Source organism: Polymorphospora sp. NPDC051019 (genome assembly GCF_040683055.1).
Classification (GTDB): Bacteria; Actinomycetota; Actinomycetes; order Mycobacteriales; family Micromonosporaceae; genus Polymorphospora; species Polymorphospora lycopeni.
In genome coordinates this window covers 529252-554730 of the sequence record NZ_JBFBCH010000002.1, presented here as the reverse complement: position 1 = coordinate 554730, position 25479 = coordinate 529252, and the positions used below count along the sequence as shown (strand labels likewise).

The 25479-nt window shown below is 72.4% G+C and carries 16 protein-coding genes; 4 read left to right on the top strand and 12 right to left on the bottom strand.

Translation table 11 applies throughout. From position 1 onward, the window contains the following. Positions 1-6 precede the first annotated feature (6 nt). The 4 genes from AB0M79_RS06550 to AB0M79_RS06535 all read right to left on the bottom strand — a co-directional run bounded on the left by AB0M79_RS06550 (position 7) and on the right by AB0M79_RS06535 (position 5911). A complete protein-coding gene (locus AB0M79_RS06550; protein WP_364208538.1) occupies positions 7-2508 on the bottom strand; it encodes an FtsX-like permease family protein in 2502 nt (833 codons plus the stop codon). Between the two features lie 127 nt (positions 2509-2635). Then, on the bottom strand, positions 2636-3736 hold the full coding sequence (locus tag AB0M79_RS06545) for an FG-GAP-like repeat-containing protein (RefSeq protein ID WP_364208535.1): 1101 nt from the start codon (positions 3734-3736) through the stop codon (positions 2636-2638). Between the two features lie 117 nt (positions 3737-3853). Then, positions 3854-4516 carry a response regulator transcription factor gene (locus AB0M79_RS06540; RefSeq protein WP_357532868.1) on the bottom strand — a complete coding sequence of 221 codons (663 nt, stop codon included), beginning with the start codon at positions 4514-4516 and terminating at the stop codon, positions 3854-3856. A gap of 45 nt (positions 4517-4561) precedes the next feature. After that, positions 4562-5911 carry a histidine kinase gene (locus AB0M79_RS06535; RefSeq protein ID WP_364208532.1) on the bottom strand — a complete coding sequence of 450 codons (1350 nt, stop codon included), beginning with the start codon at positions 5909-5911 and terminating at the stop codon, positions 4562-4564. Positions 5912-5950: 39 nt separating this feature from the next. Between AB0M79_RS06535 and AB0M79_RS06530 the strand changes: the two genes are divergently transcribed. Continuing rightward, the gene (locus tag AB0M79_RS06530) at positions 5951-6277 is read left to right on the top strand and encodes a hypothetical protein (RefSeq protein ID WP_357532864.1); all 327 of its coding nucleotides are present in this window, start codon (positions 5951-5953) and stop codon (positions 6275-6277) included. Positions 6278-6476: 199 nt separating this feature from the next. Further along, entirely contained in the window at positions 6477-7292 is an 816-nt protein-coding gene (locus AB0M79_RS06525) for an alpha/beta hydrolase (RefSeq protein ID WP_364208529.1), read from the top strand. Between the two features lie 70 nt (positions 7293-7362). On the opposite strand, the gene AB0M79_RS06520 is transcribed toward AB0M79_RS06525, so the two are convergent. The 6 genes from AB0M79_RS06520 to AB0M79_RS06495 form a co-directional block, all read right to left on the bottom strand. Continuing rightward, positions 7363-8358, bottom strand: a complete 996-nt coding sequence (locus AB0M79_RS06520) for a glycosyltransferase family 2 protein (RefSeq protein WP_364208526.1) — start codon at positions 8356-8358, stop codon at positions 7363-7365. After that, positions 8355-9191, bottom strand: coding sequence for a glycosyltransferase family 2 protein (locus AB0M79_RS06515; protein ID WP_364208523.1), 837 nt, complete (start codon positions 9189-9191; stop codon positions 8355-8357). Before AB0M79_RS06515 ends, AB0M79_RS06520 begins: the two co-directional genes overlap by 4 nt. Further along, a complete protein-coding gene (locus AB0M79_RS06510; protein ID WP_364208520.1) occupies positions 9188-10039 on the bottom strand; it encodes a glycosyltransferase in 852 nt (283 codons plus the stop codon). Before AB0M79_RS06510 ends, AB0M79_RS06515 begins: the two co-directional genes overlap by 4 nt. Positions 10040-10109: 70 nt before the next feature. Continuing rightward, complete coding sequence (locus AB0M79_RS06505; protein ID WP_357532857.1) at positions 10110-11462, bottom strand: O-antigen ligase family protein; 1353 nt, start codon at positions 11460-11462, stop codon at positions 10110-10112. Positions 11463-11495: 33 nt separating this feature from the next. Next, positions 11496-12356 carry a hypothetical protein gene (locus tag AB0M79_RS06500; RefSeq protein WP_364208516.1) on the bottom strand — a complete coding sequence of 287 codons (861 nt, stop codon included), beginning with the start codon at positions 12354-12356 and terminating at the stop codon, positions 11496-11498. Between the two features lie 30 nt (positions 12357-12386). Beyond that, positions 12387-13736: a glycosyltransferase family 4 protein gene (locus AB0M79_RS06495; RefSeq protein ID WP_364208513.1), complete on the bottom strand. Its 1350-nt coding sequence runs from the start codon at positions 13734-13736 to the stop codon at positions 12387-12389. A gap of 432 nt (positions 13737-14168) precedes the next feature. On the opposite strand from AB0M79_RS06495, the gene AB0M79_RS06490 reads away from it, so the two are divergent. Next, positions 14169-17843: a PQQ-dependent sugar dehydrogenase gene (locus AB0M79_RS06490; RefSeq protein ID WP_364208510.1), complete on the top strand. Its 3675-nt coding sequence runs from the start codon at positions 14169-14171 to the stop codon at positions 17841-17843. Between the two features lie 240 nt (positions 17844-18083). Then, a complete protein-coding gene (locus tag AB0M79_RS06485) occupies positions 18084-22805 on the top strand; it encodes a PQQ-dependent sugar dehydrogenase (RefSeq protein ID WP_364208507.1) in 4722 nt (1573 codons plus the stop codon). A 216-nt stretch (positions 22806-23021) separates the two neighbouring features. Here the strand turns inward: AB0M79_RS06485 and AB0M79_RS06480 are convergent, their stop codons facing one another. Continuing rightward, positions 23022-24557, bottom strand: a complete 1536-nt coding sequence (locus AB0M79_RS06480) for a lipopolysaccharide biosynthesis protein (RefSeq protein WP_364208504.1) — start codon at positions 24555-24557, stop codon at positions 23022-23024. Further along, positions 24554-25474: a glycosyltransferase family 2 protein gene (locus tag AB0M79_RS06475; RefSeq protein ID WP_364208501.1), complete on the bottom strand. Its 921-nt coding sequence runs from the start codon at positions 25472-25474 to the stop codon at positions 24554-24556. Before AB0M79_RS06475 ends, AB0M79_RS06480 begins: the two co-directional genes overlap by 4 nt. Between the last annotated feature and the right edge of the window lie 5 nt (positions 25475-25479).

Here is a 25479-nt window from a genome sequence, read left to right as displayed (position 1 = left end):
CCGGCGTCACTCCGCCGCGAGAGCCGCCACCGGGGGAACCCTGGCGGCCCGCCGCGCCGGTACCACCCCGGCCAGCAGCCCGACCACCGCCGCACCGACCACCACCAGGGCGATCCGGCCGTACGGCAGGGCGAGCACCAGCCAGTCGCGGGGGATCGCCGCGTAGGCGGCCGCGACCCCGAACCCGACACCGAGGGCGACCCCGACCACACCGGCGACGGTGGCCAGCACCACGCCCTCGGCGAGCAGCATCACCCGCAACTGCCGGCGGGCCAGGCCGACCGCCCGCAGCAGCCCGAACTCCCGGGTCCGTTCGAGCACCGACAGGGTCAGCGTGTTGGCGATCCCGGCGACGGCGATCACCACCGACAGCACCACCAGCGCGCCGACCACCGCCAGCAGCCCGTCGATGAGCGCCCCGGTCTGCTCGCCGCTGCTCTGCACGTCGGCCACGACCGCCAGCGGCTCGGTGTCGGTCACCGACGCGACGGCGATCCGGGCGGCCGGCGGTGGGACGCCGTCCGCCATCCAGACCAGCACGCCGTGCGGGGCCGGGGTGCCGACGACCACCGCCGCCTCGGCCGGGGTGAGAAGCACCTCCGGCAGTGGCGCCGACGGGACGGAGAGCACCGCCGACACCACCACCTCGACGGTGCCGTCCGGCCCCTCGACGGTGAACCGGTCGCCGGCCCGGACCGCCAGCGCCCGTGCGGTGTCCGGGTCGAGCACCGCGCCGCCGGCGGCGAAGTCCTCGACCCTGCCGGACCCGGCCGGCAGCGCGAACTCGCGGCGCAGGAGATCGGGGTCGAAGCCGCCGACCTCGGCCGACCCGGTCCGGGTGCCGGCCCGCAGTTCGCTGCCGGTGGCGGCCAGCGGCACCGCACGCTCGACCTCGGGCACCGCGGCGAGCCGGGCGGCCAGGTCGCCGGGCAGCCGGTGTCCGTCCGGCGCGGTCACCAGGTAGTCCAGCGGGTACCGCTTGCGCATCTGGTCGTCGAGGCTGTGTTTCAGCGTCTCGGCGCTGACCAGGAACGCCGTCACCAGCGTGATGCCGACGGTCAGCGACAGCGCGGTCGCGGCGGCCCGGCGCGGGCTCCGGTCGCCGCTCGCGGCGGCGAGGCGACCGGCGACCCCGAACAGCGCCGGAATCCGGCCGACGAGCCGGGCCAGCGGACCCACCACGACCGGCCCGAGCGCCAGCACGCCGAGGGCGACCGGCAACCCGCCGGCGACGGTCGGCATGATCGCGCCGGTGGCCGCGCCGACCGCCACGAGCGCCGTACCGAGCAGCAGTGCGGCGATCCCGACGGCCACCCGCAGCACCCCGGCGCCACCGGTGGGTGCCAGGTCCGGCTGGTTGGCCAGCGCCGCGACCGGGGCGACCCGGGTGGCACCCCGGGCCGGCAGAGCCGCCGACCCGACGGTGATCCCGACCCCGACGAGTAGCGCCACGGCGACGGTGTTCGCCCCGACCTGGAGCGGTACGTCGAGCCCGACCCCGCTGGTCCGGCCGAGAGCGGCTGCGCCCAGCCAGCCGAGGCCCAGCCCGAGACCGAAGCCGATCAGCGCCGCCAGCACGCCGAGCACCGCCGCCTCGGCCAGCACCGAACCGAACACCTGGCCGCGACCGGCGCCGACGCAGCGCAGCAGGGCGAGTTCCCGTTGCCGCTGGGCCACCAGGATCGCGAACGTGTTGTGGATGACCAGTGCCGCCACGAGCAGGGCGACCAGCGCGAAGGCGCCGAGCGCGAGGCGGATCTGGGCGACGTCGCCGACCGCGGCCGAGGCCAGCGCGTCGGCGTACCGGGCGCCGGTGACGACCTCCACCGGTCGGCCGGCCAGCGCCCCGGCCACCGCGTCCCGCAGGTCGTTCTGTGCCACGCCCGGGCCGGCCAGGACGTCGACGGCGCCCCAGCCCGACTCCCCGGTGACCGCCGTCAGATCGGCGGCGGACAGGTGCACGACCGGCCACGACTCGGTCGTGTCGGCGGTCCCGGCGAGCCGGAACGTGACCGTCTCACCCGCCGTCGTGACCAGCCGGACCGTCGCCCCCGGCGGCCAGCCCTGGGCGGCTGCCGTGTCGCGGTCGACGACGATCTCGCCCGGCCCGGCCGGGTATGCCCCGGCGGCCAGGTCGAAGCCGGCGAGCCGGGGGTCGTCGGCGAGGGCCCGCAACGTCGAGTCCGGGTTGCCCAGGCTGGTCACCACCCGCCCGTCGGCACCGAGCAGCACACCGGTCGCCCCGGCCCGCCCGGCCGCCGCCGCCACCCCCGGCACACCCCGTACGGCGGCCAGGTCGGCGTCGGTCAGCCGCCCGGACCCGTCGGCGGTGACCCGTACCGCCACGTCCCTGGCCTGCCGGGCGGTGCTGTCGTAGAGCTGGGCCGCGAGCGTGTCGGTCATCGCGACCGTGGCGACCACGAATGCCACCCCGAGCGCGACGGCGGCGGAGGTCAGCAGCAGGCGGGTACGCCGGGCCCGCAGCCCGGCCAGGATCACGTGGCGCATGTCGGTCGACGCTATGGCGCGGCGGGCGTCGCGGCGTCGGCCCCGGGTCGCGCCCGGCTCCGTCTCAGGCACGGTCCGTTCCGGGTACGGCGTACGACCCGGGTCGTACGCCGTACCCGGGCGACCCCTACTTCTTGACCCGGACGATGATCGTCGCGTCGGACGTCTGTGCCCCGGAGGTGATCCGGTAGCCGAAGATGTCGCGCTTGTCGTGGCTGGTGTCGGTGCGGACGTACGCGATCGTGTTCTGCGCGGTCACCGTCGCGGTGCCGTACTTCGGCGGGGTGGTGAAGGTCAGCACCGTGCCGGGGACGACGACGTCGTTGTCCAGCACCTTGATCCGCTTGCGGTTGGTCGGGCCGACGGTCACCCGGTCCTCGACGGCCCGGATGCCCGGCGTGAAGGTGCCGTCGCCGTTGTTGACGAACAGCCGGACGGTGCCGGACCAGTTCGTGGTCTGCACGTCGGGGCGGCCGTTGCCGTCGAGGTCGACGAGGTCGACCTCCCACCCGTCGTCGCCCCACTCGTCCTGCTCGAGATAGAGGGTGCTGCCGTCGTCGAAGACCACGACGACGCCACTGAACGGGCCGCACCAGCCCTCGTAAAAGGCGATGACGACGTCGGTCGCGCCGTTGCCGTCGAAGTCGGCGAGTTCGAAGTCCGGCTGGCCGCCGCAGTATTCGACCGGGCCGGGCACCAGCGTGCCGGCCTCGGTGTTCAGGAACGTGCGGAACCCGTCGCCCTGGTCGGTCCACTCGTAGACGTCCTGCCGGCCGTCGCCGTTGAAGTCGGCCAGGCCGATGTAGCTCGGCTGGAAGATGGCGTCGAAGCCGCCGGCCGGGGCGTAGTCGCGCAGCACCAGCAGATCGTGGGTGACGCCGGGCGGCCGGCCGTCGAACCAGGCCAGCACCAGTTCGACGGTGCCGTCGCCGCCGAGGTCGACCACGACGCCCATGTCCGGGCAGTGGCCGGTGCCACCGCTCGGGTCGGGATAGCCGTGCACCGTTCCCGGGCCGTACCCGCCCCCGCCGGTGCCGAGTTCGACGGTGACCCCGCACTCGTCCGGGCCGCCACCGACCAGGGTCACCCGGTCGGTGACGTGGTCGCCGTCGACGTCGCCGAAGAGCGGATCACCCTGGAAACCGGCATGGGCGGCCGGTGCCGCCACCATGACGGCACCGGCGACCGCAGCCGCCAGTACGCCGCCCAGAACACGTCCACCACGCATGGTCGGACCTCCCCGATGCGGCCGGCCCCGTGGCCGGCCCGCAACCCGGACGCTACGTGACCGGCGGTATCCCCAGTGGACGCTGACCGTGATCCGACATCGTCCACCGTGGACACGTCAGCGGCCGGCGCGGACCAGCCCGTGCTCGTACGCGTACACCACCGCCTGCACCCGGTCGCGCAGGTCGAGCTTGGTGAGGATGCGGCCGACGTGGGTCTTCACCGTCGTCTCGGCCACGAACAGCTCGGCCGCGATCTCGGCGTTCGACCGCCCGGCCGCCACCAGCAGCAGCACCTCGCGCTCGCGCTCGGTCAGCGACCGGGTCGCCCGGTCGTCCGGCGCCTGCGCCGGATCGGGCAGGTAGGCGGCGAACCGGTCGATCAGCCGCCGGGTGGTCGACGGGGCCACCACCGCGTCCCCGGCGTGCACCACCCGGATCGCGGCCAGCAGCTCCTCCGGCGGTACGTCCTTCAGCAGGAATCCGGCGGCCCCCGCGCGCAGCGCGACGAAGGCGTACTCGTCCAGGTCGAAGGTGGTCAACACGAGCACCCGGGGCGCGGCCGGGACGGCACAGATCCGCCGGGTCGCCTCGACGCCGTCCATCCGTGGCATCCGTACGTCCATCAGCACGACGTCGGCCTGGTGGGCACGCAACACCTCGATGGCGGCCGCGCCGTCGCCGGCCTCGGCGACGACCGTCATGTCGGGCTGGGCGTCGAGCATCATCCGGAAGCCGGTGCGGACCAGTTGCTGGTCGTCGACGAGCACCACGCGGATCACCGGATCATCTCCCATCGGTATGGCCGCCGTCACGGTCGGGTCCCATCAGTCGGACCGCCGTCGCGGTCGGGTCCCATCGGTCGGGCCGCCGTCACGGTCGAGCGGCAGGGTGGCCGCCACCTGGAAGCCACCCTCGGGACGGGCCCCGACCATGAGCCGGCCGCCGGCGGCGAGGACCCGCTCGCGCATTCCGATGATGCCGTGCCCGCCACCGCCGGTCTCGGCCGGCCCGGCGGCGCCGGTGTCGCCGCGCCGGGGGTGCGGCCAGGCACCGGCCGGCGGCCGGTCGTCGGTGCCCGACCGCTGGCGGTGCCCGTCGCGGTCGGGGCCGGGCGCGTCGCCGTCGGGGCGGCTGCCGTCGTCGAGGACCTCCACCCGCAGGTGGTCGCGTGCCCAGGCCAGCCGCACGGTGGCCCGGACCCCCGGACCGCCGTGCTTGAGCGTGTTGGTCAACGACTCCTGCACCACCCGGTAGGCGGTCAGCGCCGTGCCGGCCCCGACCGGCCGGGGGCGGCCGGCGACCGTGTGTTCCACCGCCAGCCCGGTGCCACGCAGTTGACCGACCAGCTCCGCGATCGAGTCCAGGCCGGGTTGCGGGGCCCGGTCGGCGGCCTCGCCGTCCGCCGTACGCAGCACGCCGAGCAGCCGGCGCATCTCGGTCAGCGCCTCCCGGCCCGTACGGGAGATGGTGCCCAGCGCCTCGCGGGCCCGGTCCGGGTCGCCGGCCAGCGCGTACCCGGCGCCGTCGGCCTGCACCACCATCACCGACACGTGGTGCGCCACCACGTCGTGCAGCTCCCGGGCGATCCGGGCCCGTTCCTCGGCCACCGCGACCCGGTCCAGCGCGTCGCGTTCGCGTTCCAGCCGGTCGGCCCGGTCGGCGAGTTGGGCGTAGAAGCGGCGCCGGATCCGTACCGAGTTGCCCCAGACCCAGGCGGCGACCAGCGGGGCGGCGAGCAGGCCGGTGAACACCACCATCTCGGTCAGCGGCCACGGGGTGCCGGCCCGGCGCATGCTGCCGTACGTGTCCATGGCCAGGACGGCGAGGACCGGGGCGACCGGAATCCAGAAGACGCCCAGCCGGCGGGCCCACTCCGGGCCGATCGCGGCGGCCGTGTAGAGCAGGATCGGCATCGCGAGGTGGGCCGGCACCAGCATGCCCAGCTGGCCGGACGCCACGGTGGCCAGGCCGACGGTGATCACCAGCAGGTAGGCGGCGGTGAACCAGACCCGGCGGACCACGACGGCGAGGATCAGGAGGCCGTCGAAGACGACGGCGACCGGATGGCGGGCGGTACCGGTCGCCGACATCAGGGTCAGCAGGATGATCGGCGCGGCGATCATCAGGTCGACGACGACCCGGTGCCGCTGGAGCCACAGGTGGAGCCGGTTCACCTGTCGAGGGTACGCATCTCACCGTTACTGTTGGTCGACGTGAGCCCCCGTCGCAACCGCCCGCGCCCCGAGGCCGGTCCGCCGCTCGACGACGACCGGGTGCGCCGTGGTGTCGACGCGGTCCAGACCTGGAGCGACGGTGAGTGGCAGGTACGCGCCATCCCCGGCGGCGCGGCGGTCAAGACGTACCGGTGTCCCGGTTGCGACCAGGAGATCCGGCCCGGCGTGGCGCACCTGGTGGTGTGGCCGGCCGACGGGCGTGGCGACCTCACCGACCGGCGACACTGGCACTCCGGCTGCTGGCGGGCCCGCGACCGGCGCTCGCCCGGCATCCAGCGTTCCCGCAGCGCCCCCCGCTACGGCTGACGCGCGCACTTCCCTGCGTTGATCAAGGAGAAGCCGTGGGGGATACGTTGGCTTTGTCGCTCAACAACCCCTCGATCGGCGGGTCGGCGCGGGCCGGGGGCGGGGCGCGGACGGGGCGTGCGGGCGTGGGCGCGGGATATACGTCACGTGGCGGGCGGCACGGGCTGACGGAGCGGTACGGCCGCGCGAGACTGGACCGGTGAGCGAACCAATCCGCGCGACCTCGATCCTGCCCGCCCACCGCGAGGACATCGAGCTGCACACCGCCGACGGCCTACGCCTGGTCGGCGAACTCGCCCGGCCGCTGGACCGTGACCCGGTCGCCACCCTGGTCTGCCTGCACCCGCTGCCCACCCACGGCGGAATGATGGACAGCCACGTCTTCCGCAAGGCCGCCTGGCGGCTGCCGGCCCTCGCCGGCCTCGCCGTGCTGCGCTTCAACACCCGGGGGACCAGCAGCGTGCGGGGCACCAGCGAGGGCACCTTCGACGCCGCCGACAGCGAGCGGTTCGACGTGGCCGCCGCGATCGAGTACGCCGAGTTCGCCGAACTGCCCGACATCTGGCTGGTCGGCTGGTCGTTCGGCACCGACCTCGCCCTCAAGCACGGCTGCGACCCGCAGGTGTCCGGCACCGTCCTGCTCTCCCCGCCGCTGCGCTTCTCGACCCCGGACGACCTGCGCACCTGGGCCCGGTCGGGCAAGCCGGTCACCGCCCTGGTCCCGGAGTTCGACGACTACCTGCGCCCGGACGAGGCCCGCGAGCGGTTCGCGGCGATCCCGCAGGCCGAGGTGGTCGGGGTGCCCGGCGCCAAGCACCTGTGGGTCGGCGACGCGGAGACCGTGCTCGACGAGATCGTCCGCCGGGTCGCCCCGGATACGCCGGTGCCGCTGCCCCGGGAATGGGACGGGCCGATGGAGGTCGGCGACGCGAGCGCGTACGCCGACCGCACGGTGGCCGCCTTCGCCGACGTACCCGTGGCCGGCCCCCGCCCAGGCGGCGGCCCCACCTCGTGACCCCGCCGTGCCCGCGCCGCCACCCGGCGGCGCGGGACGCCGATCGAGGACTCGTGGAGTCGCAGCTTCCCTAGCCAGGCGGCCCGGAGCGGGCGGAACGGGCGGGCGGAACGGACGGATCGGGCGGGACCGGGACCACGGGCGGCAGTTCGGCGAGCGGTGGCCAGCCGGCGAGCCAGGTGCGGCGCTGGGCCCACACCTCCCGCCAGTAGCCGGCCCGGCCGGTGAGCCGGGCACCCGCCGCCCGTACCGCGATGCCGGCCGCCAGCAGCGCCCGGCCAACCGCCGCCCGCGACCCCGACCAGCGCAGCCGTACGTACGTCGTCTTGCCGCGCAGCACCATCACCCGCTTGCCGACACTGGTCGACGACGCACCGCCGATGTGCAGCACCCGGGCCGTCGGCACCAGCACCGGGGTCGCCCCCAGTCCGGTCGCCCGGTGGCACAGGTCGATGTCCTCGCTGTACATGAAGTAGTCGGGCGCGAAGCCGCGAAGTTCGGCGAACAGCGCCCGCTCGACCAGCAGCAGGCAGCCGGACGCGGCCGGCACCGGAGTCGGCCGGTTCCGGTCGAGGCCCGGCAACTCCTCCGGATTGAACAGCCGGGAGCCGCGGAACACCGTCGACAGCCCGGCGGCGAAGCAGAAGTAGCCCCACAGGCTCGGCAGCGCGAACACCGACCGGCCGTCGTCGGTGCCGTCCTGGCGCAGGGTACGGCCGGTGTAGACGCGATGCGCGGGGTTGGCCCGGGCGAACGCGACGAACTCGCCGAGCACGTCGCCGACGGGCTCGGTGTCCGGGTTCATCAGCAGCACGTAGTCGCCACGGGCCAGCTCGGCGCCGACGTTGACCGCCCGGCCGAAGCCGACGTTGTGCGCCAGCCGCACCACCCGTACCTCGGGCAGGGCCGCCGCGATCGCGTCGGCCGAACCGTCGGCGGAGGCGTTGTCGACCACGATCACCTCGTAGTCGACCCCGGTGCCGGTGTCCCGCAACGCGGTCAGCGCCCGCACGATCAGGTCCCGGGTCTGGTACGAGACCATGACCAGGCTCACCGTCGGGTTCATCGGGCCACCGGAGTTCGGCTCGACTCGTCGCGGCCCCACGCCGCGCCGGGGCCGGTGCGGCGGGCTTTGATCCCGGCGATGACGGTCAGCGCCAGGTAGCAGACCCCCGCCGGCAGCAGCCACGGTCGGGGCAGCACCACGTCGACCAGCCACGACATCTTGCGGGACGGGCGCACCTCGGTGTCGGTGGCGGCGGCCCGCAGCGCGGCGTTGCCGGCCCGGACCCGGCCGAGCCGGCGCAGCAGGTCGGCGGTGCGCCGTGGCGTGGCCACCACCGAGGCGACCCCCTTGACCTCGCGCTTCTCGGCGTCGGTGAAGAGCGAGTCGAGGAACAGGTCGTCGGCGATCACGTCCGGAAACCGCTCGAACCGGGCCCGGCCGGCCCGCGACAGCACGATCACGCCCCGGCCGAAGAGCGCGTTACGGAACGCCGGCAGCCGGCCGTTGATCGCGAAGTACGCCTTGACCAGCAGCGGCCGACCGCTCGTGTCGAGGACCCGGCGGGGCGCGGCGGCCAGCGCGCTGTCGTCGACCGCGCGGGAGAGCGTACGCAGGTCGGCGGTCGACAGGGCGATGTCGGCGTCGAGATAGATCCGGGGCAGGCCGGTCGCCGCCCGGTCACCGGCGTTGAGCGCCGCCGACTTCGACGCCTCGGCCAACTCGACGACGGTCACCCCGGGCACGGCGCGGGCCACCTTGGCGGTCGCGTCGGTGCACCCGTTGGCGACCACGATCACCTCGAACTCGCCCGGGGTCGCGTTGGCGAGCATCCGGCGCAGGCACCGGTCGATCACCGCGGCCTCGTTGTGGGCGGCGATCACCACGCTGGTCACCACGGCGCCCGCCCGGTCAGCGCGCGCCGGATCCGGCGTACGGCGCCCCGGCGGCGGGCCCGCCAGCCGCCGTACTCGCGCAGGTCGAGGGAGGCGGCCTGGACCACCCGGGCCGAGTGCCGCATCTGCTCGGTCCACTGCGCGACCGTGGTCACCCCGGTGTTCTTCGCCGACAGCGGCCGCCGGGCCATGAAGTCCGCGTCGGTGTGGTAGATCGTGTGCGGGCTGCGCGGATCGTCCATGTGGTCCTCGGGCAGGAACGGGTGGTACCAGCCGTTGACCCAGCCGAGCCGGGCCGAACGGAGGCACCACGCGGTGAACGACTCGGTCGGCCCGATCGGCCCGGTCTGCGCGACGGCGGCCCGCTTGAGCAGATAGCCGCTGCCCTGCACCCAGTGGTTGCGCATCAGCCGGTGGCCACCCGGATAGTCGGCGAGCTTCTTCGCGACGAGCGCGTCGTCGACGTCCTCGTCGGGGAACCGCCAGGTGCCGATCACCCCGAACTCGGGTACGTCCTCGTGCGCCCGGCGCAGCGTCTCCAGCCAGTCCTTGTCGGGCAGGCAGTCGTCGTCGACCTTGCTGACGTACGCGCCGTCCGACTCTGCCCACAGCCAGTTGGTCGGCTCGCGCAGACCCGCGTTGGTCGGGCTGTGGTGGAACCGGTGCACCCGCGGGTGGTGCCGGAACTCCTCCACCGCTTCGAGGGTCGGCTGGTCGGTGCCGTTGTGCCACAGCCAGATCCGGGTGTCGGCGGTGGCGGTGGCCAGCAGGTGCGGCAGGGAGAGCCGTACGTACTCCGGCCGGTCGTACGTGATCATCAAGATGTCGATGCCGCGGTGCTCGGTCATGCGACACCTCGCTTCGCTCGGCGGTCGCATGACTTCAGGCTGTGCGGCTTGATGCCCTCGCGGTGCTCGGTCATTGTGCTCCGATGTGGTTGACGCGTTCGGCCCGGGTCACCCGCCACATCGCGCCGGCGAGCCCGAGGAAGAGGTGCACGGTGATCAGGTAGGTCGAGAAGTACAGCGCGTCGAAGGTGAACGCGGTCACCGCCGCGACCCCGATCCCCACCGCGAGTACGGCGGCCAGGTCCCGGTCCCGCTCGTTGGTGGCGAACCGGCGTACCCGGCCGGCGGTGACGATGCCGACGACGAAGAGCCCCGCGAGCCCGACGACCCCGAGGACGCCACCCGTGACCAGGGTGACCAGCCACTGGTTGTCGAGGAGTTGGTACATCTCCGGCAACCAGGTGCCGACACCGCGCCCGAGCCACATCCGTTCCTTGATGAACGGGGCGACGAACGCGTAGTCCTCCAGCCGGCCCTGCACGCTCGGATCGTTGTCACCGGCGAGCAGCAGGGCGCGCAGCGTCGCCAGCAGCCCGGGTTTGCCGACCTGGATGAAGGCCATCAGGAAGACGCCGATCACCAGCACGTTGAAGGTGGTGCGCAGCGGCCAGACCAGGATGAAGAGCAGGATCGCGGCGGCCAGCGCCAGCACCCCGGTGCGGGACAGCGAGATCGGGATGACGCCGGCCTGGATGATGGCCAGCGTGGCGTAGATCTGCCGGTTGCGCCGGCTGGTGGAGAAGCGGGCGAAGTGGATGGCGACGATGAGGCCGATCACCATCAGGACGCTGAACTCGATGTAGTGGCCGGCGGTGCCGGCCACCCGGACCAGCCCGCCACCGCCGCGCGCGTCGAAGCCGACCAGGTCCTTCTGGAACATCAGGACCGGCGGCAGCTTGAGGTAGTTGGTGAAGTCGATCCGCAGGATGAACTGCGCCAGCGCGAACAGCGCCATGACGGCCGAGCCCCAGCAGAACCACCGCAGCAGGTGGTCGATGCGGTCCCGGGTGAGCACCCCGTCGGCGGCGGCCAGCAGTACGCCGCCGGCCGCGAGCGCCATCAGGATGGTCCGATCGGCGCTGTTGGCTTCCAGCACCTGCATGCCCCGGGCCTGTCCGGCGATGTAGGACACCCCGATCGTCACCAGGTAGCCGGCGAGCGCCCAGCGCATCGGCTGCTGCCCGCGGGTCACGAGGTTGGGGTGCAGGCGGGTCAGTGCCCACCACACCAGCAGGCCGAGGCCGACCATGACGGCCGGCCGGCCGAGGGTGGTCAGCGGCGGGAAGATCAGCCGGGCCGGCAGCAGGTAGGCCAGCATCACCGCGGCGACGACACCCGCCGTCGCGTCCGGGAAGTGCCGGGTCCGGGGGGTGAGCCCGTCGTACACCGTCGCTGAGCGTCGGGCGGAGAGGTAGGTCTGCACGGGACTCGTTCCGTCAGTACGTCGTCGGCGTACTTATCGCCTTGAATCGTCGGTCGGCGTGCGGACCGCGGTGAGGAGGATGGTGTCGTCGGACTGCGGCGCCCGGATGAAGTCGGCCGAGATCTGCGGGCCGCCACGGCCGTTGCCGCCGAGCGCCTGGGTGACCTCCGCGGACCGGCCCTGCTGGTGGGGGGCGCCTCCATGGCCGCCCGCGACGCTCGCCTGGCCCGCGTCGCCGGCCACCGGGCGGCGGCCGGACTGCCGGCTGGCCAGTCGGGCGTTGGCCCGCCGGCGCTGGATGGCGTCGTAGACGACGGCGACGACCGCGGTGAACAGCAGGCCGATCGCGATCACCACGATCTGCGCGCGCAGGACGTTGGAGCGCGACGGCGTGATCTCGGTGCCCGGGTCGAGGATCTCGGTGGTGATCTCCTCGCCGGCCTTGGGCTTGTAGGCCGTCTGGCTCTCCGACACCTCGTCGCTGATCAGCTTGGTGACCGCGACCACCGTGGCCAGCGCGGCCTCGTGGGTGGTCGCGGTGACGTCGACGGTCACGATCGAGCTGCGGTTCACCAGTCCGATCTCGTAGCCGGGGTCGCCGCCGGCCGCCTGGACCTTCTGCCGCGCGTCGGCGGCGGAGACGGAGATCTGCACCGCCTGGGCCATCGCGACCTCACCGACCTTCAGCCAGGGGTTGCCGGGCTGCGGGCTGGCGTTGGGTGCCGGCGCGGGCGGGTTGGTGGTCGGGGGCACGAGCAGTACGGCCGCCGAGGTCTTGTATTCCGGCTGGATCGACGAGCCGACGACCAGCGCCGCGCCGAGGGTGAGTACGACGACCGGGGCGGCGACGTACCACCGCCGGACCATCAGTCTCAGGAGGTCGAGAAGGTCCACAGCGTCGGCCCCTTCGGGTAGCGCGGGTCGTCAGGTCGTGAGGTTGGTCTGCGAGGCCCGGCCAGGGGCCTTGCCGCCGCCAGTTTCGTACCATGCGGCGTCGTTCACGCCTTGTTCGGCGTGGGCCGGGTCCATCGGTGGAGCCGGGGACGAGCCCGTTGGCCGTGGGCGCAGAAGCCGGTCCCACAGCCGGATGTACGCCCTGGCCTGATGGTCCCAGGCGAGCAGCTCGGTGAAGCGCCGCCGGGCCACGGTCCGCATCGCCGACCGGGCCTCCTCGTCACTGAGGAGCTGGTCGAGTGCTTTGGCCAGTTCGTCCGGGGAGCCGGTCGGCACGTAGGTCGCCGCCCCCTCGGCGGTGCGCCGCGTTTCCAGTAGGTCGACGGCTACGACCGGCAGCCCTCGTGCCACATACTCCACGGTCTTCGCCATTGTCGACAAGTCGGCCATCCGGGTCGGCGGGTCCGGCTGGATGGCGATCGAAGCGGAGCGCAGCAACGCGTCGACCTCGTCGGCTTCCAGCCAGCCGGTGAACCGCACCACGTCGTCGAGGCCGCGCTCGGTGACGAGTTGTCGCAGTCCGGGCAGGCTGTCGCCGTCGCCGGCCACGACCAGCCGCCAGTCGCCGCGACCGCGCAGGTCCACCAGCCGTTCGGCCGCGAGCACCGCGGCGTCGACGTGGTCCTGCGGATTGATGACGCCGAGGTAGACGACCACCTGGCGGTCGTCGTCGCCCGGCGCCGTGGCCGGCTCACCGGTGCGCTGCGCCGGGATTCCGGCCGCGCCGACCTCGGCCAGCGTCGGCCCGTTGCGGACGACCACGACGTCGTCGGGGTCGCAGCCGCCGCGGCTGATCGCCAGTTCCCGGTAGGACTCGTTGGTCGACACCACCGCCGACGCGCAGCGCCAGGACAGCCGTTCCATGAGCTTGAGGATGCGCAGTACGACCGGACGCGGGTTGTCGGTCTTGCACTCGTAGAGTTCCGGGCTCAGGTCGTGGTGGTCGAAGACGAACGGCCGGCGGAGCAGCCGCATGAGCAGGGCGATGGTCCAGAAGACGTCGGGCGGGTTGCAGGCCTGCACCGCGTCGACCCGGGTGCGCGCCATAACGCCCAGCAGGCGGGTGGTGACGGCGATCAGCGCCCAGGCGAACTCGGCGGCGAAGGAGAGCACCCCCGAGCCGGCGAGCGGCTGGGGGAAGGATCGGATCTGCGTCTCGGTGCCGGGCAGCACCCGCAGCTTCTGCGGGCCGCGCGGGCAGATGACCGTCACGCGGTAGCCGGCGGCCTCCAGCGCCCGGCACTCGCGGATGACCCGCCGGTCGCGTTCAACGGGCAGGTTCACCACCACGATGACGACGTGCGGACGCCGGTCGGCCATGTCTACCTCGTATCCGCCCAGAACTGGAAAGGATGGCATCGACGAACGGTCGCAGCGCCTCGTCGGGCTGCGACCGGAAGGGAAAGAAGCTATTGCAGAGCCTGCTCTATGCGGTCCGGTGCGGGCAAGTGACTCGCATTCTCGGACGATGTCGTCTTTCTAACATGAGTCGGACCAAGTGCCTGCTTCCTTGGTCATCGAATCGGTCAATGTCGATCATACTTTTGGTCGCTTTGCGGCACTGAACTGATGATTCCGCCGGGGTGGAACGTCGCCGAGATCCCTTTTTGTCGATCTTCGTCCTGATTCTTCGGTCAGGAACAGGACACCACTCAACATTCACCGCCTGGCTACTCTGTGCGCACGATCCCTCGTATCGACGGTCGTGGCTGGTGCGCGCCACCCGCGCACGTGTCTTCCGGGAGGGGTGCGATGACGCGCCTTCGACGCGGGTTGGGAATCGGCCTCACGTCCGCCCTGCTGGCCGGACTCCTCGCGCCGTTGCCGGGTGCCCCGGCGGCCGCCGTCGTGCTGCCGACCGGCTTCCAGGAGCAGGTCGTCTTCAGCGGGCTGAGCCAGCCGACGAACATCGAGTTCGCTGCCGACGGGCGGGTCTTCGTCGCCGAGAAGAATGGCCGGATCAAGGTCTTCGACGACCTTGCCGACCCCACCCCGACCCTTTTCGCCGACCTGTCCACGAACGTGCACAACGTCTGGGACCGCGGGCTGATCGGCCTGGCACTGGCCCCCGGCTTCCCGGCCGACCCGTACGTCTACGTGCTCTACACCTACGACGCCCCGCCGGGCCGGACCGCTCCGGTGTGGAACGACAACTGCGGGGACGCCAACAACGGCCAGTGCGTCGTCACCGGCCGGCTCTCCCGGCTGCGGGCGGCCGGAAACGTCGTCAGCGGCCCCGAGCAGGTCCTCATCCACGACTGGTGCCAGCAATACCCGAGCCACTCCGTCGGCGACCTGGCGTTCGGCGCCGACGGCATGCTCTACGCCACGGCCGGCGACGGCGCGAGCTTCAGCGCCACCGACTACGGGCAGCTCGGCAACCCGCGCAACCCCTGCGGCGACCCGCCGGGCGGCACCATGACCCCGCCGACCGCCGAGGGTGGTGCGCTGCGCTCGCAGGACGTACGCACCCTCGGCGACCCGACCGGCCTCGACGGCACCGTCATCCGGATCGACCCGGCGACCGGCGCCGCCGCCCCCGGCAACCCGCTGATCGCCTCCGCCGACCCCAACGCCCGGCGGATCGTCGCCACCGGCCTGCGCAACCCGTTCCGGGCGACCGTCCGACCCGGGACCAGCGAGGTCTGGCTCGGCGACGTCGGCTGGAACCTCTGGGAGGAGATCGACCGGGTCGCCGCGCCCACCAGCGGCGTCACCAACTTCGGCTGGCCCTGCTACGAGGGCAACGCCCGGATGGCCAGCTACGACAACGCGAACCTGAACCTCTGCGAGTCGCTCTACAGTGGAGCGGGCCAGACCGCGCCCTACTACGCCTACCACCACAACGCCGACGTCGTACCCGGCGAGAACTGTGGCGCCGGCGGTGACGCCGTCGGCGGCCTGGCCTTCTACCCCGGCAGCGGCGGCAGCTATCCGGCGGCGTACGCCGGTGCGCTGTTCTTCAGCGACTATTCCCGGAACTGCATCTGGGCGATGCGCCCGGGCAGCCCGGGCGGGCTGCCCAGCCCGACGAACATCACCCTGTTCGCCCAGGCCGCCGCCAGCCCCGCCGACCTGGCCGTCGGCCCCGGCGGCGAGGTCTACTACGCCGACCTGGGCGGCACGGTCCGGCGGATCCGCTACTTCCCCGGCAACCAGCCGCCGGTCGCCGCGATCTCCGCCACCCCCACGTCCGGCACCGCCCCGCTGACCGTCACCTTCGACGGCACCGGCTCCACCGACCCCGACCCCGCCGACGCCGGGCGGCTCACGTACCGGTGGGACTTCACCAGCGACGGCACCGTCGACGCGACCACACCGACCGCCACGCACACCTATCCGGCCAGCGGCACCTTCACCGCGACGCTGACCGTCACCGACACCCTCGGCGCGTCGAACAGCACCACGGTCCGCATCCAGCCCGGAAACAGCGCGCCGACCGCCTTCATCACCACCCCCACCACCGGCACCACCTGGCAGGTCGGTGACACCCTCGCCTTCGGCGGCCACGCCACCGACCCGCAGCAGGGCACCATCCCGGCGTCCGGGCTGCACTGGCGGCTGCGGATGGAACACTGCGAGTCGGTCGGCAACTGCCACACCCACCATCTGCAGGAGTGGGCCGGAGTCGGGTCCGGGTCGTTCATCGCGCCGGACCACGAATACCCGTCGTACCTCGAACTGGAACTCACCGCGACCGACGCCGACGGGCTGACCAGCACGACCGTACGCCGGCTCGACCCGCGAACCGTCGACCTGACCTTCGCGACCAGTCCGCCCGGACTGCAACTCAGCGTCGGCAACTTCTCCGGCACCGCGCCGTTCACCCGTACGGTGATCGTCGGCTCGACCAACACGGTCAGCGCGCCGAGCCCGCAGAGCGGCAACTCGCTCGTGCACACCTTCGGCAGCTGGTCGGACGGGGGCGCGGCGACCCACGTGCTGATCGCCCCGGCCACCGCCGGCACCTGGACCGCGACCTACACCAGTGCCCCGGGCTGCGCCGACAGCTACGGCTACACCTGCACCACCAGCACCGACCGGCCGTTCCTGCCCGCCGAGACCACGGTCCTGCCGCTGACCGGCGACGACGCGTACACCTCGGTGAGCCTGCCGTTCGCGTTCCCGTTCTACGGCGGGTCGCACAGCACCGCCTGGGTGTCGACGAACGGATTCCTGTCGTTCACCGACCCGGGCTCACCACTGGGCACCAACACCGCACTGCCCGACCCGGGGCTGCCGAACGCCGCCCTCTACCCCTTCTGGGACGACCTGTTCGTCCGGGCCGACTCCAGCATCCGTACGGCGACCACCGGCACCGCCCCGAACCGCAGGTACGTCGTCGAGTGGCGCAACATCGGCCTGTACGGCTCGACGTCGGCCCGGGTCACGTTCCAGGCCGTCCTGTCGGAGTCCGGCGAGATCGTCTACAGCTATGCCGACCTGTCCACGGCCGGCCGCGAACGCGGTGACTCGGCGACGGTCGGGATCGAGGACGGCACCGGCGCGGTGGCGCTGAGCTACTCGACGAACACGCCCGACCTGCGTAACGGGACGTCGGTGGTGTTCACCCCGCCCGGCGGCGCACCGCCGACCACCGGCGCGGTGTCCGGTGTGGTCACCAGCGCGGCGACCGGACTGGCCGTCGCCGGGGCGACGGTGACGCTGTCGCCGGGCAACCACACGACGACCACGGCCGGCAACGGCTCCTACACGCTGCCGTCGGTCCCGGTCGGCGCGTACACCGTCACCGGCACCGCACCCGGCGGCCTGGCCGGCAGCCGGTCGGTGAGCGTCGCGCCCGGCGGGTCGCACACCGTCGACCTGGCACTCGCCGCGCCCGGCGGCGGCGAGGGCGACTACACGGTCACCACCGGGCCGCGCCCGTTCGTGCCCGCGAACGGCACGGTGCTGCCGTTGACCGGCGACGAGGGGGTGACCCAGGTCAGCCTGCCGTTCGCGTTCCCGTTCTACGGCCAGCCGCGGTCGAGTGCGTGGGTCTCCACCAACGGCTTCCTGTCGTTCTCCGATCCGGGGTCGGCGCAGCCCACCAACGCCGCCCTGCCCGATCCGGCGGCACCCAACGGCGCGGTCTATCCGTTCTGGGACGACCTGGTGGTACGCGCCGACTCGACGATCCGTACCGAGGTCGTCGGCACCGCACCCAACCGCCAGTTCGTCGTCGAGTGGCGCAACATCGGCCACTACGGCTCGACCTCGGCCCGGATCACCGTCGAGGCGATCCTCGCCGAAAATGGCGAAATCATCTTCAACTATGCCGATCTGACCACATCGAAGCCGAGAGAGCTCGGGGACAGTGCCACGGTCGGCGTCGAGGACGTCTCCGGTGCCGCCGCCGTACAGCATTCGTTCAACCAGGCGGTGCTGGCCAACGGAACGGCGATCGTGTTCCATCCCGTACCCTGACGGCGACGTCGCGTTCCGGGCCCGGCGGTCTCCGCCGGGCCCGGAACGCCGTTCCGTGACCAAGTGATCACTCAGCACCGATCGGCCGGCCGAAGTCGAGCCGTACGGCCGGGTAGTCCGGTCGGGCTACCGAAGCCATTCGGTTGGATCATGCGCGATGCTGTGGCCGCGTACTCTCTGCCGGCAACAGCCGCATCGACCTGTTTGTGCCACGGCCCTGCCGTGAGATGGGAGACCCGGGTGTCGCGAGCGATACGGCGCGCACTGTCCTCGGCGCTGGCCCTCGCACTGAGCGTGCCCGTCGGCCTGGGCCTGGTGCCCGGCTCGGCCGCGCCGGCGGAGGCGGCCGGTCCACCGGTCGGCTTCACCGAGCAGATCGTCCTGTCCGGACTCCACCTGCCGACCAAGGTGGTCTTCGCGCCCGACGGCCGGGTGTTCGTCGCCCAGAAGGACGGCGTCATCAAGGTGTTCGACAGCCTGTCGGACACCACCGCGACCGTCGTGGCCGACCTGCGCACCAACGTCTACAACTACGAGGACCTCGGGATGATCGGGATGGCGGTCCCCCCGAGCTTCCCGGCCGACCCCTACCTCTACGTCAGCTACACCTACGACGGGCTGATCGGCGGCACCGCACCCACCTACAACGACACCTGCCACGAGCGGAGCAGTTGCGCGGCCAGCAGCCGGGTCTCCCGGCTGCGGCTCGACGGCGACGTGATGACCGGCCCCGAAGAGGTGCTGCTGCACGACTGGTGCCAGCAGATCGAGAGCCACTCCATCGGCGAACTCCGCTTCGGCCCGGACGGCGCGCTCTACGTCACCGGCGGCGACGGCGCCTCCGGCACCTTCGTCGACTACGGCCAGGCCGGCAACCCGACCAACCCGTGCGGCGACCCGCCGTCGCCGGTCGGCGGCGCGATGACCCCGCCGACCGCCGAGGGTGGCGCCCTGCGCGCCCAGGACCTGCGCACCGGCGGCGACCCGACCGGCCTGTCCGGCACCCTGATCCGGGTCGACCCGCAGACCGCGGCGGCCATGCCGGACAACCCGATGGCCGCCAGCGCCGACGCCAACACCCGCCGCATCGTCGCGTACGGCCTGCGCAACCCCTACCGCTGGGCGTTCCGCCCGGGCACCGACGAGGTCTGGGTCGCCGACGTCGGCTGGCGCAACTGGGAAGAGATCAACCGGATCGTCGACCCGGCCGACGGACCGGTACGCAACTACGGCTGGCCCTGCTACGAGGGCAACAGCGTGCAGAGCGGCTACCGCGCGGCCCAGCTCGACCTGTGCCGCAGCCTCTACGCCGCCCCCGCCGGCACGGCCACCGGGCCGCACTACACCTACCACCACAACGACGTCGTCGCGCCCGGCGACGGCTGCCGGACCGGCGGCTCGGCCCCGACCGGCATCACGTTCTACCCGACCGAGGGCGGCAACTACCCGGCGCCGTACGCCGGCGCGCTGTTCTTCGCCGACTACTCGCGTGGCTGCATCTGGGCCATGCGGGCCGGACCGGACGGCGTACCGGACCCGTCCGACATCATGCCGTTCACCTCGACCGCCTCCGCGCCGGTCGACCTGGTCATCGGCCCGGACAACAACCTGTACTACGCCGACCTGACCGGCGGCACGGTGCGCCGGTTCCACTACAGCTCCGGCAACCTGCCCCCGCAGGCCGCGTTCACCGCGAACCCGACCTCGGGCAACGCGCCGCTCACGGTCTCGTTCGACGCCAGCAACACCACCGACCCCGACGCCGGCGACATCCTCACCTACCAGTGGGACTTCACCGACGACGGCACGTTCGACGCCAGCGGTCCGACCGCGACCCACACCTACACCACGACCGGCACCCACACCGCCCGGCTGCGGGTGTCCGACATGGCCGGGGCGGTCGACACCGAGACCCTGCAGATCTTCGTCGGCACCGACGCGCCGGTACCGGTCATCGACTCGCCGACCACCGCGCTGCGCTGGGAGGTCGGCGAGACGGTCTCCTTCTCCGGCCACGCGACCGACCCGCAGGACGGCACGCTGCCCGCGTCGTCGCTGTCCTGGCAGCTGATCAACCGGCACTGCTACTCCGCCGACGACTGCCACACCCACCACGTGCAGAGCGCGGAGGGCGTCGACTCCGGCACGTTCGTCGCGCCGGACCACGAATACCCGTCGCACCTCGAACTGACGCTGACCGCGACCGACAGCAGCGGCCTGACCTCCAGCACCACCACCCGGATCGACCCGAAGACGGTCAACCTGACCCTGGCCACCACCCCCGGCGGGCTGGAGTTGAACCACAACGGCGCACCGTTCAGCACGCCGGTGGTCCGTGAGGTCATCGTCGGCTCGACCAACACGATCAGCGCGCCCACGCCGCAGACCGCCGGCAGTTCGACGTTCACCTTCGAGGAGTGGTCGGACGGCGGGGCACAGACCCACGTCATCACCGCGCCGGCCGTCCCCACCACCTACACGGCCACCTACAGCGGCTCCGGCTCGTGCGCCGACACCTTCGGCTACACCTGCGACACGGTGACCGGGCGGGCGATCGTGCCCGCCGACGACACCGTGCTGCCGCTGGCCGGCGACGACGCCATCACCCGGGTCGACCTGCCGTTCGCCTTCCCGTTCTACGGCGAGACGTACGACGCCGCCTGGATCGACGTCAACGGCAAGCTGTCGTTCCTCGACCCGAACGGCTCGTGGGGCGTCAACACCCCGATCCCGGACGTGTCAGCGCCCAACGCCGCCATCTACCCGTTCTGGGACGACCTGTGGGCCCGGGACAACTCGACCGTCCGTACGGCGGTGACCGGCACCGCCCCCAACCGCCGCTTCAACGTCGAGTGGCGCAACATCGGCCTCTACGGCTCCTCGTCGGCCCGGTTGACGTTCCAGGTGCTGATGGAGGAGTCCGGCCGGATCACCTTCAACTACGCCGACCTCGGCGGCGCCCGTGAACTGGGCAACTCCGCCACCGTCGGGATCGAGAACGGCACCGGCACGATCGCCTTGCAGTACTCGATCAACGAGGCGGTCCTCGCCAACAACACCGCGATCGTCATCACCCCGCCCGGTGGTGGCGGCCCGACCGACCCGCCGCCGGTCACCGGCACCGTCAACGGCGTGGTCACCAGCAACGGCGCACCGGTGGTCGGCGCGACCGTGACACTGAACCCCGGCAACCTCACCGCGACCACGGCCGCGGGTGGCAGCTACACCCTGGGCTCGGTCCCGGCCGGGTCGTACACCGTCACCGGCACCGGGCCGGGCGGACTGACCGGCTCGGGCTCGGTCACGGTCACCGCCGGCGGCACGCACACGGCCAACCTCACGTTGGCCGGGCCGACCAACCCGACCCCGACGCCGACCCCGCCGCCCACCACCCCGCCGGCGACCACGCCGCCGCCCACCACTCCGCCGCCCACCACTCCGCCGCCGGGCAGCGGTGGTGGTTCGTACACCAGGTCGACGGAGTCCCGGCCGTACACGCCGGTGTCGGGTGGTACGCCGATTCCGTTGACCGGTGACGACTCGGTGGAGCGGATCGACCTGCCGTTCGCGTTCCCGTTCTACGGGCACAGCTACAACTCGGCGTGGATCTCCGCCAACGGGTTCCTCAGCTTCGAGGACCCGGGCAACGGCCAGCCGATCAACGGGCCGATCCCCGACGCGTCGGCACCCAACGCCGCCGTCTACCCGTTCTGGGACGACCTGGTCGTCCGGGCGGACACGGTGGTGCGTAGTGCGGTGGTCGGTAGCGGCGCGGACCGTAGGTTCGTGTTGGAGTGGTTCAACCATGGTCAGTACGGTTCGTCGTCGGCTCGGGTGACGATTCAGGTGTCGTTGTCGGTGTCGGGTGAGATCGTGTTCAACTACGAGAGTCTGGCGCCGAGCAAGACGCGTGAGCGTGGTGACAGTGCCACGGTCGGGATCGAGAACCACGCGGGTACGCAGGCGGTGCAGCACTCGTTCAACGAGCCGGCCCTCGCCGACAACACCGCGATCATCTTCACCCCGTCCAGCGGCGGCCAGGGGCCGACGAACCAGCCGCCGGTCGACCCGACGCCGGCCACCACCGGCACGGTTTCCGGCGTGGTCACCAGCGGCGGTACGCCGGTCGCGGGGGCCGCGGTGACGCTGAACCCCGGCGGGCGGGCCGCGACGACCACGGCCACCGGCAGCTACACGATCGGTTCGGTGCCGCCCGGGACGTACACCGTCGCCGCCGCGGCGGACGGCGGGCGCACCGCCTCGGCCACGGTGACGGTTGCCGCCGCCGGTGCCCACACCACCAACCTGGCGCTGACCGCACCGACGACGGCACCACCCACCAGCGAGCCACCGCCGGCCACCACCCCGCCGCCGGCCAGCGGCGGTGGTTCGTACACCAGGTCGACGGAGTCCCGGCCGTACACGCCGGTGTCGGGTGGTACCCCGATTCCGTTGACCGGTGACGACTCGGTGGAGCGGATCGACCTGCCGTTCGCGTTCCCGTTCTACGGGCAGACGTACACGTCGGCGTGGGTGTCCAGCAACGGGTTCCTCAGCTTCGAGGACCCGGGCGGGGCGCAGCCGATCAACGGCCCGATTCCGGACACCACCGCGCCGAACACCGGGGTCTATCCGTTCTGGGACGACCTCGTGGTGCGGGCGGACACGGTGGTGCGTAGTGCGGTGGTCGGTAGCGGCGCGGACCGTAGGTTCGTGTTGGAGTGGTTCAACCATGGTCAGTACGGTTCGTCGTCGGCTCGGGTGACGATTCAGGTGTCGTTGTCGGTGTCTGGTGAGATCGTGTTCAACTACGAGAGTCTGGCGCCGAGCAAGACGCGTGAGCGTGGTGACAGTGCCACGGTCGGGATCGAGAACCACGCGGGTACGCAGGCGGTGCAGCACTCGTTCAACGAGCCGGCCCTCGCCGACAACACCGCGATCATCTTCCGCCCCCAGTCCTGACCCGCACCACCCCAGACGGTGGCCCCCAGCCCTCCGGGCTGGGGGCCACCGTCTTCCTCGCTCTCCCCGTCCCCCGCCCACCCACCCCGCCCGCGCAAGATCCGCGTGATCAGGGAGTATTTCGTCCGCCACGCCGACAACACGCCCGGCTTACTCCCTGATCACGCGGATCTTGGGGGGTGGGGTGGGGCGGGAGAAGGGGAGAGGGAAGAAGGGCTACTGGGCGGGGGCCAGGGGGCGGCGGCGGGGGAGGCGTTTACGGACCAGGGCGCGTACGCGCCGGTCGGTGGTCCACAGGATCGCCGCGGCGGTCAGGCCGCCGACCGCGCCCATCACCACCACACCCGCCAGCGGGGGCAGCTCGTCGACACCGAGCCGGTTGACGGCGTACGGGACCAGCGCGGCAGCCGTCGCGGCGACCACCGCCGGCAGCGTCGGCAGCAGGAACCGCAGCACCGAGGCACCGGCTGCCCGACGTACGGTGACCCAGATCGACACCGCGTTGACCACGACCTGGAGGCCCACCCCGGCAATGCCGATCGCGGTGGCCTGCGCCGCCGGGTTGCCGCTGGTGAACAGGGTGCCCAGCACGGCGAAGGTGGCCACCCCGAGCAGGCCCCGGGTCCACGAGATCGCGGCGAGCTTGCCCGGCTGGCCGATCGCCTGCAACGCGGGACCGAGCAGCACCCCGTAGACGTTGACCGCGCCGAACAGGCAGAGCACCTGCAACGGGACCTCGGTGCCGGCCCACTGCGGGCCGAGGAAGCCGACCAGCGGCCCGGCGGTGGCGGCCAGGACCCCGAGTACGGGCAGCCCGACGATGGCGCCGAGATGCTGGAGCTGGGTGAGGTGGGCGGCGAAGGCGGCCCGGTCGTTCTGCAGCCGGGACAGCGACGGCAACGCCACCTGCTGAAGCGATCGGACCGTCACGTCGACCAGCATGTCGGGCAGCCGGGCGGCCAGCCGGTAGATGCCGGTGGCGATCGGGCCGAAGAAGATCCCGGTGAAGATGAGGTCGGCGCGGTTGCTGAGCATGACGCCCAGCCCGGCGTTGGCGGAGTGCAGCGAGAACGTCCACAACTCGCGGATGGCACCGAACCGGATGCGCCGGCTCGGTCGCCAGGGGCAGACGACCCAGAGCACGACCAGACCGATGAGGGCGTTGACCAACTGCTGGGCGACCAGCGCCCAGATGCCGGCACCGGCGAGGGCGAGCGCGATCCCGACCACGCCGCTGACGAGCGCGGCGACCAGGGTACGGATCGCGACGGCCCGGAACTGCAGCTCGCGGCGGAGCACCGCCTCCGGCACGATGGCCAGCCCCTGTATGACGACGAGCGGGGCGAGCGCGACGCAGACCACGGTGAGCCGAGGCTCCCGGTTGATCAGGGACCAGACCGGACTCAGGGCGGCGGCGAGGGCGGCGACGCCGAAGCCGGCGATGGCCAGCACCCCGAACGCGGCGTCGAGGTGGGCGCCGGTCAGCTTGTCGCGCTGGACGATCGCCGACACCAGCCCCTGCTGGAGGATCGTCTGGGCGATGGTCACGAAGACCAGTGCCATCGCCAGGATGCCGAACTCGTCGGGGCCGAGCAGCATCGCCAGCAGGAACGTGACGACCACCGAGGAGCCGACCCGACCGGCGGTCAGGACGTACGACCAGCCGATCGCGGACCCTACCTTGGACTTCGGCGGTGGACCGGACTGGACCGGCGCCGCCTCGACGGTGCCGGACGGACTCGCGTTGGTCACCAGACGCTGCCGCGTGCTGTCGCGGGAGCGGGGTGCCGGACCAGCTGGCGGCGCCACCGTCCGAACCGTACCCGGACCCGGCGCACCGACCAGGCGGTGAGGAACGCGCTGGCGTTGGCCAGCCGGGTCGAACGCGGCGCGTCGGCGGTGGCGAGCACGCGCAGGGTCTCGCCCAGCATCCGCATCCGGGGCGCGCCGGAGGTGCGCCCACCCTGGGGGGCGAACCAGGCGCTGGCGTCCGTCGCGTTGCTGTCCTTGGCCTGCCGCGTCGAGGCGCCGTGCACCCGGCGCATGAACAGCGGCTGGTCGACCTCGTGGATCTCACCCAGGGCGGCCACCTCGGCCATCAGCGTGTAGTCCGACGACAGGTAGGGGCGGATCATGCCGGTGCGGCGCAACGCTTCGAGCCGGAAGACGCCGAAGTGGGCGTGGCAGAGGCTGATGTGCGACGCCACCGCGGCGACCCGCCGCCAGGGGCGGTGGTGGCGCAGGTCCATGAGGTCAGCGTACGGGCCGATTGTTTCGCCTTCTTCGTCGATGAGAAGCGTCCGGGGATAGGCGAGCACCGTCTCCGGCCCGGCCGCGTCGAGGGCGGCGACGCAGGCGCCGAGGTGTCCCGGCAGGCACACGTCGTCGTACGCCGCCCACTTGAACAGTTCGCCACGGGCCAGTTCGGCGACCCGGGCGAAGTTGGCGTGACCGCCGAGGTTCTGCGGGTTGCGGTAGACCCGGATGCGCGGATCGATCGCGGCGTAGCGCTGGCAGATCTCCCAGGTGCGGTCGGTCGAGGCGTTGTCACTGATCACGACCTCGAAGTCGTGGTAGTCCTGGGCGAGCAGCGCGTCGAGGCAGCCGATGAGGTAACGCTCGGCGTTGTAGACGGGGACACCGATGGTGACGCGAGGGGTGCCGGGCATCGTCT

What these genes read in the sequence shown, in the direction of transcription:
- AB0M79_RS06550 (WP_364208538.1), bottom strand. Translation starts at nt 2,508, where the DNA reads ATGCGCCACGTGATCCTGGCCGGGCTGCGGGCCCGGCGTACCCGCCTG.
- AB0M79_RS06545 (WP_364208535.1), bottom strand. Translation starts at nt 3,736, where the DNA reads ATGCGTGGTGGACGTGTTCTGGGCGGCGTACTGGCGGCTGCGGTCGCC.
- AB0M79_RS06520 (WP_364208526.1), bottom strand. Translation starts at nt 8,358, where the DNA reads ATGAACCCGACGGTGAGCCTGGTCATGGTCTCGTACCAGACCCGGGAC.
- AB0M79_RS06510 (WP_364208520.1), bottom strand. Translation starts at nt 10,039, where the DNA reads ATGACCGAGCACCGCGGCATCGACATCTTGATGATCACGTACGACCGG.
- AB0M79_RS06495 (WP_364208513.1), bottom strand. Translation starts at nt 13,736, where the DNA reads ATGGCCGACCGGCGTCCGCACGTCGTCATCGTGGTGGTGAACCTGCCC.
- AB0M79_RS06490 (WP_364208510.1), top strand. Translation starts at nt 14,169, where the DNA reads ATGACGCGCCTTCGACGCGGGTTGGGAATCGGCCTCACGTCCGCCCTG.
- AB0M79_RS06475 (WP_364208501.1), bottom strand. Translation starts at nt 25,474, where the DNA reads ATGCCCGGCACCCCTCGCGTCACCATCGGTGTCCCCGTCTACAACGCC.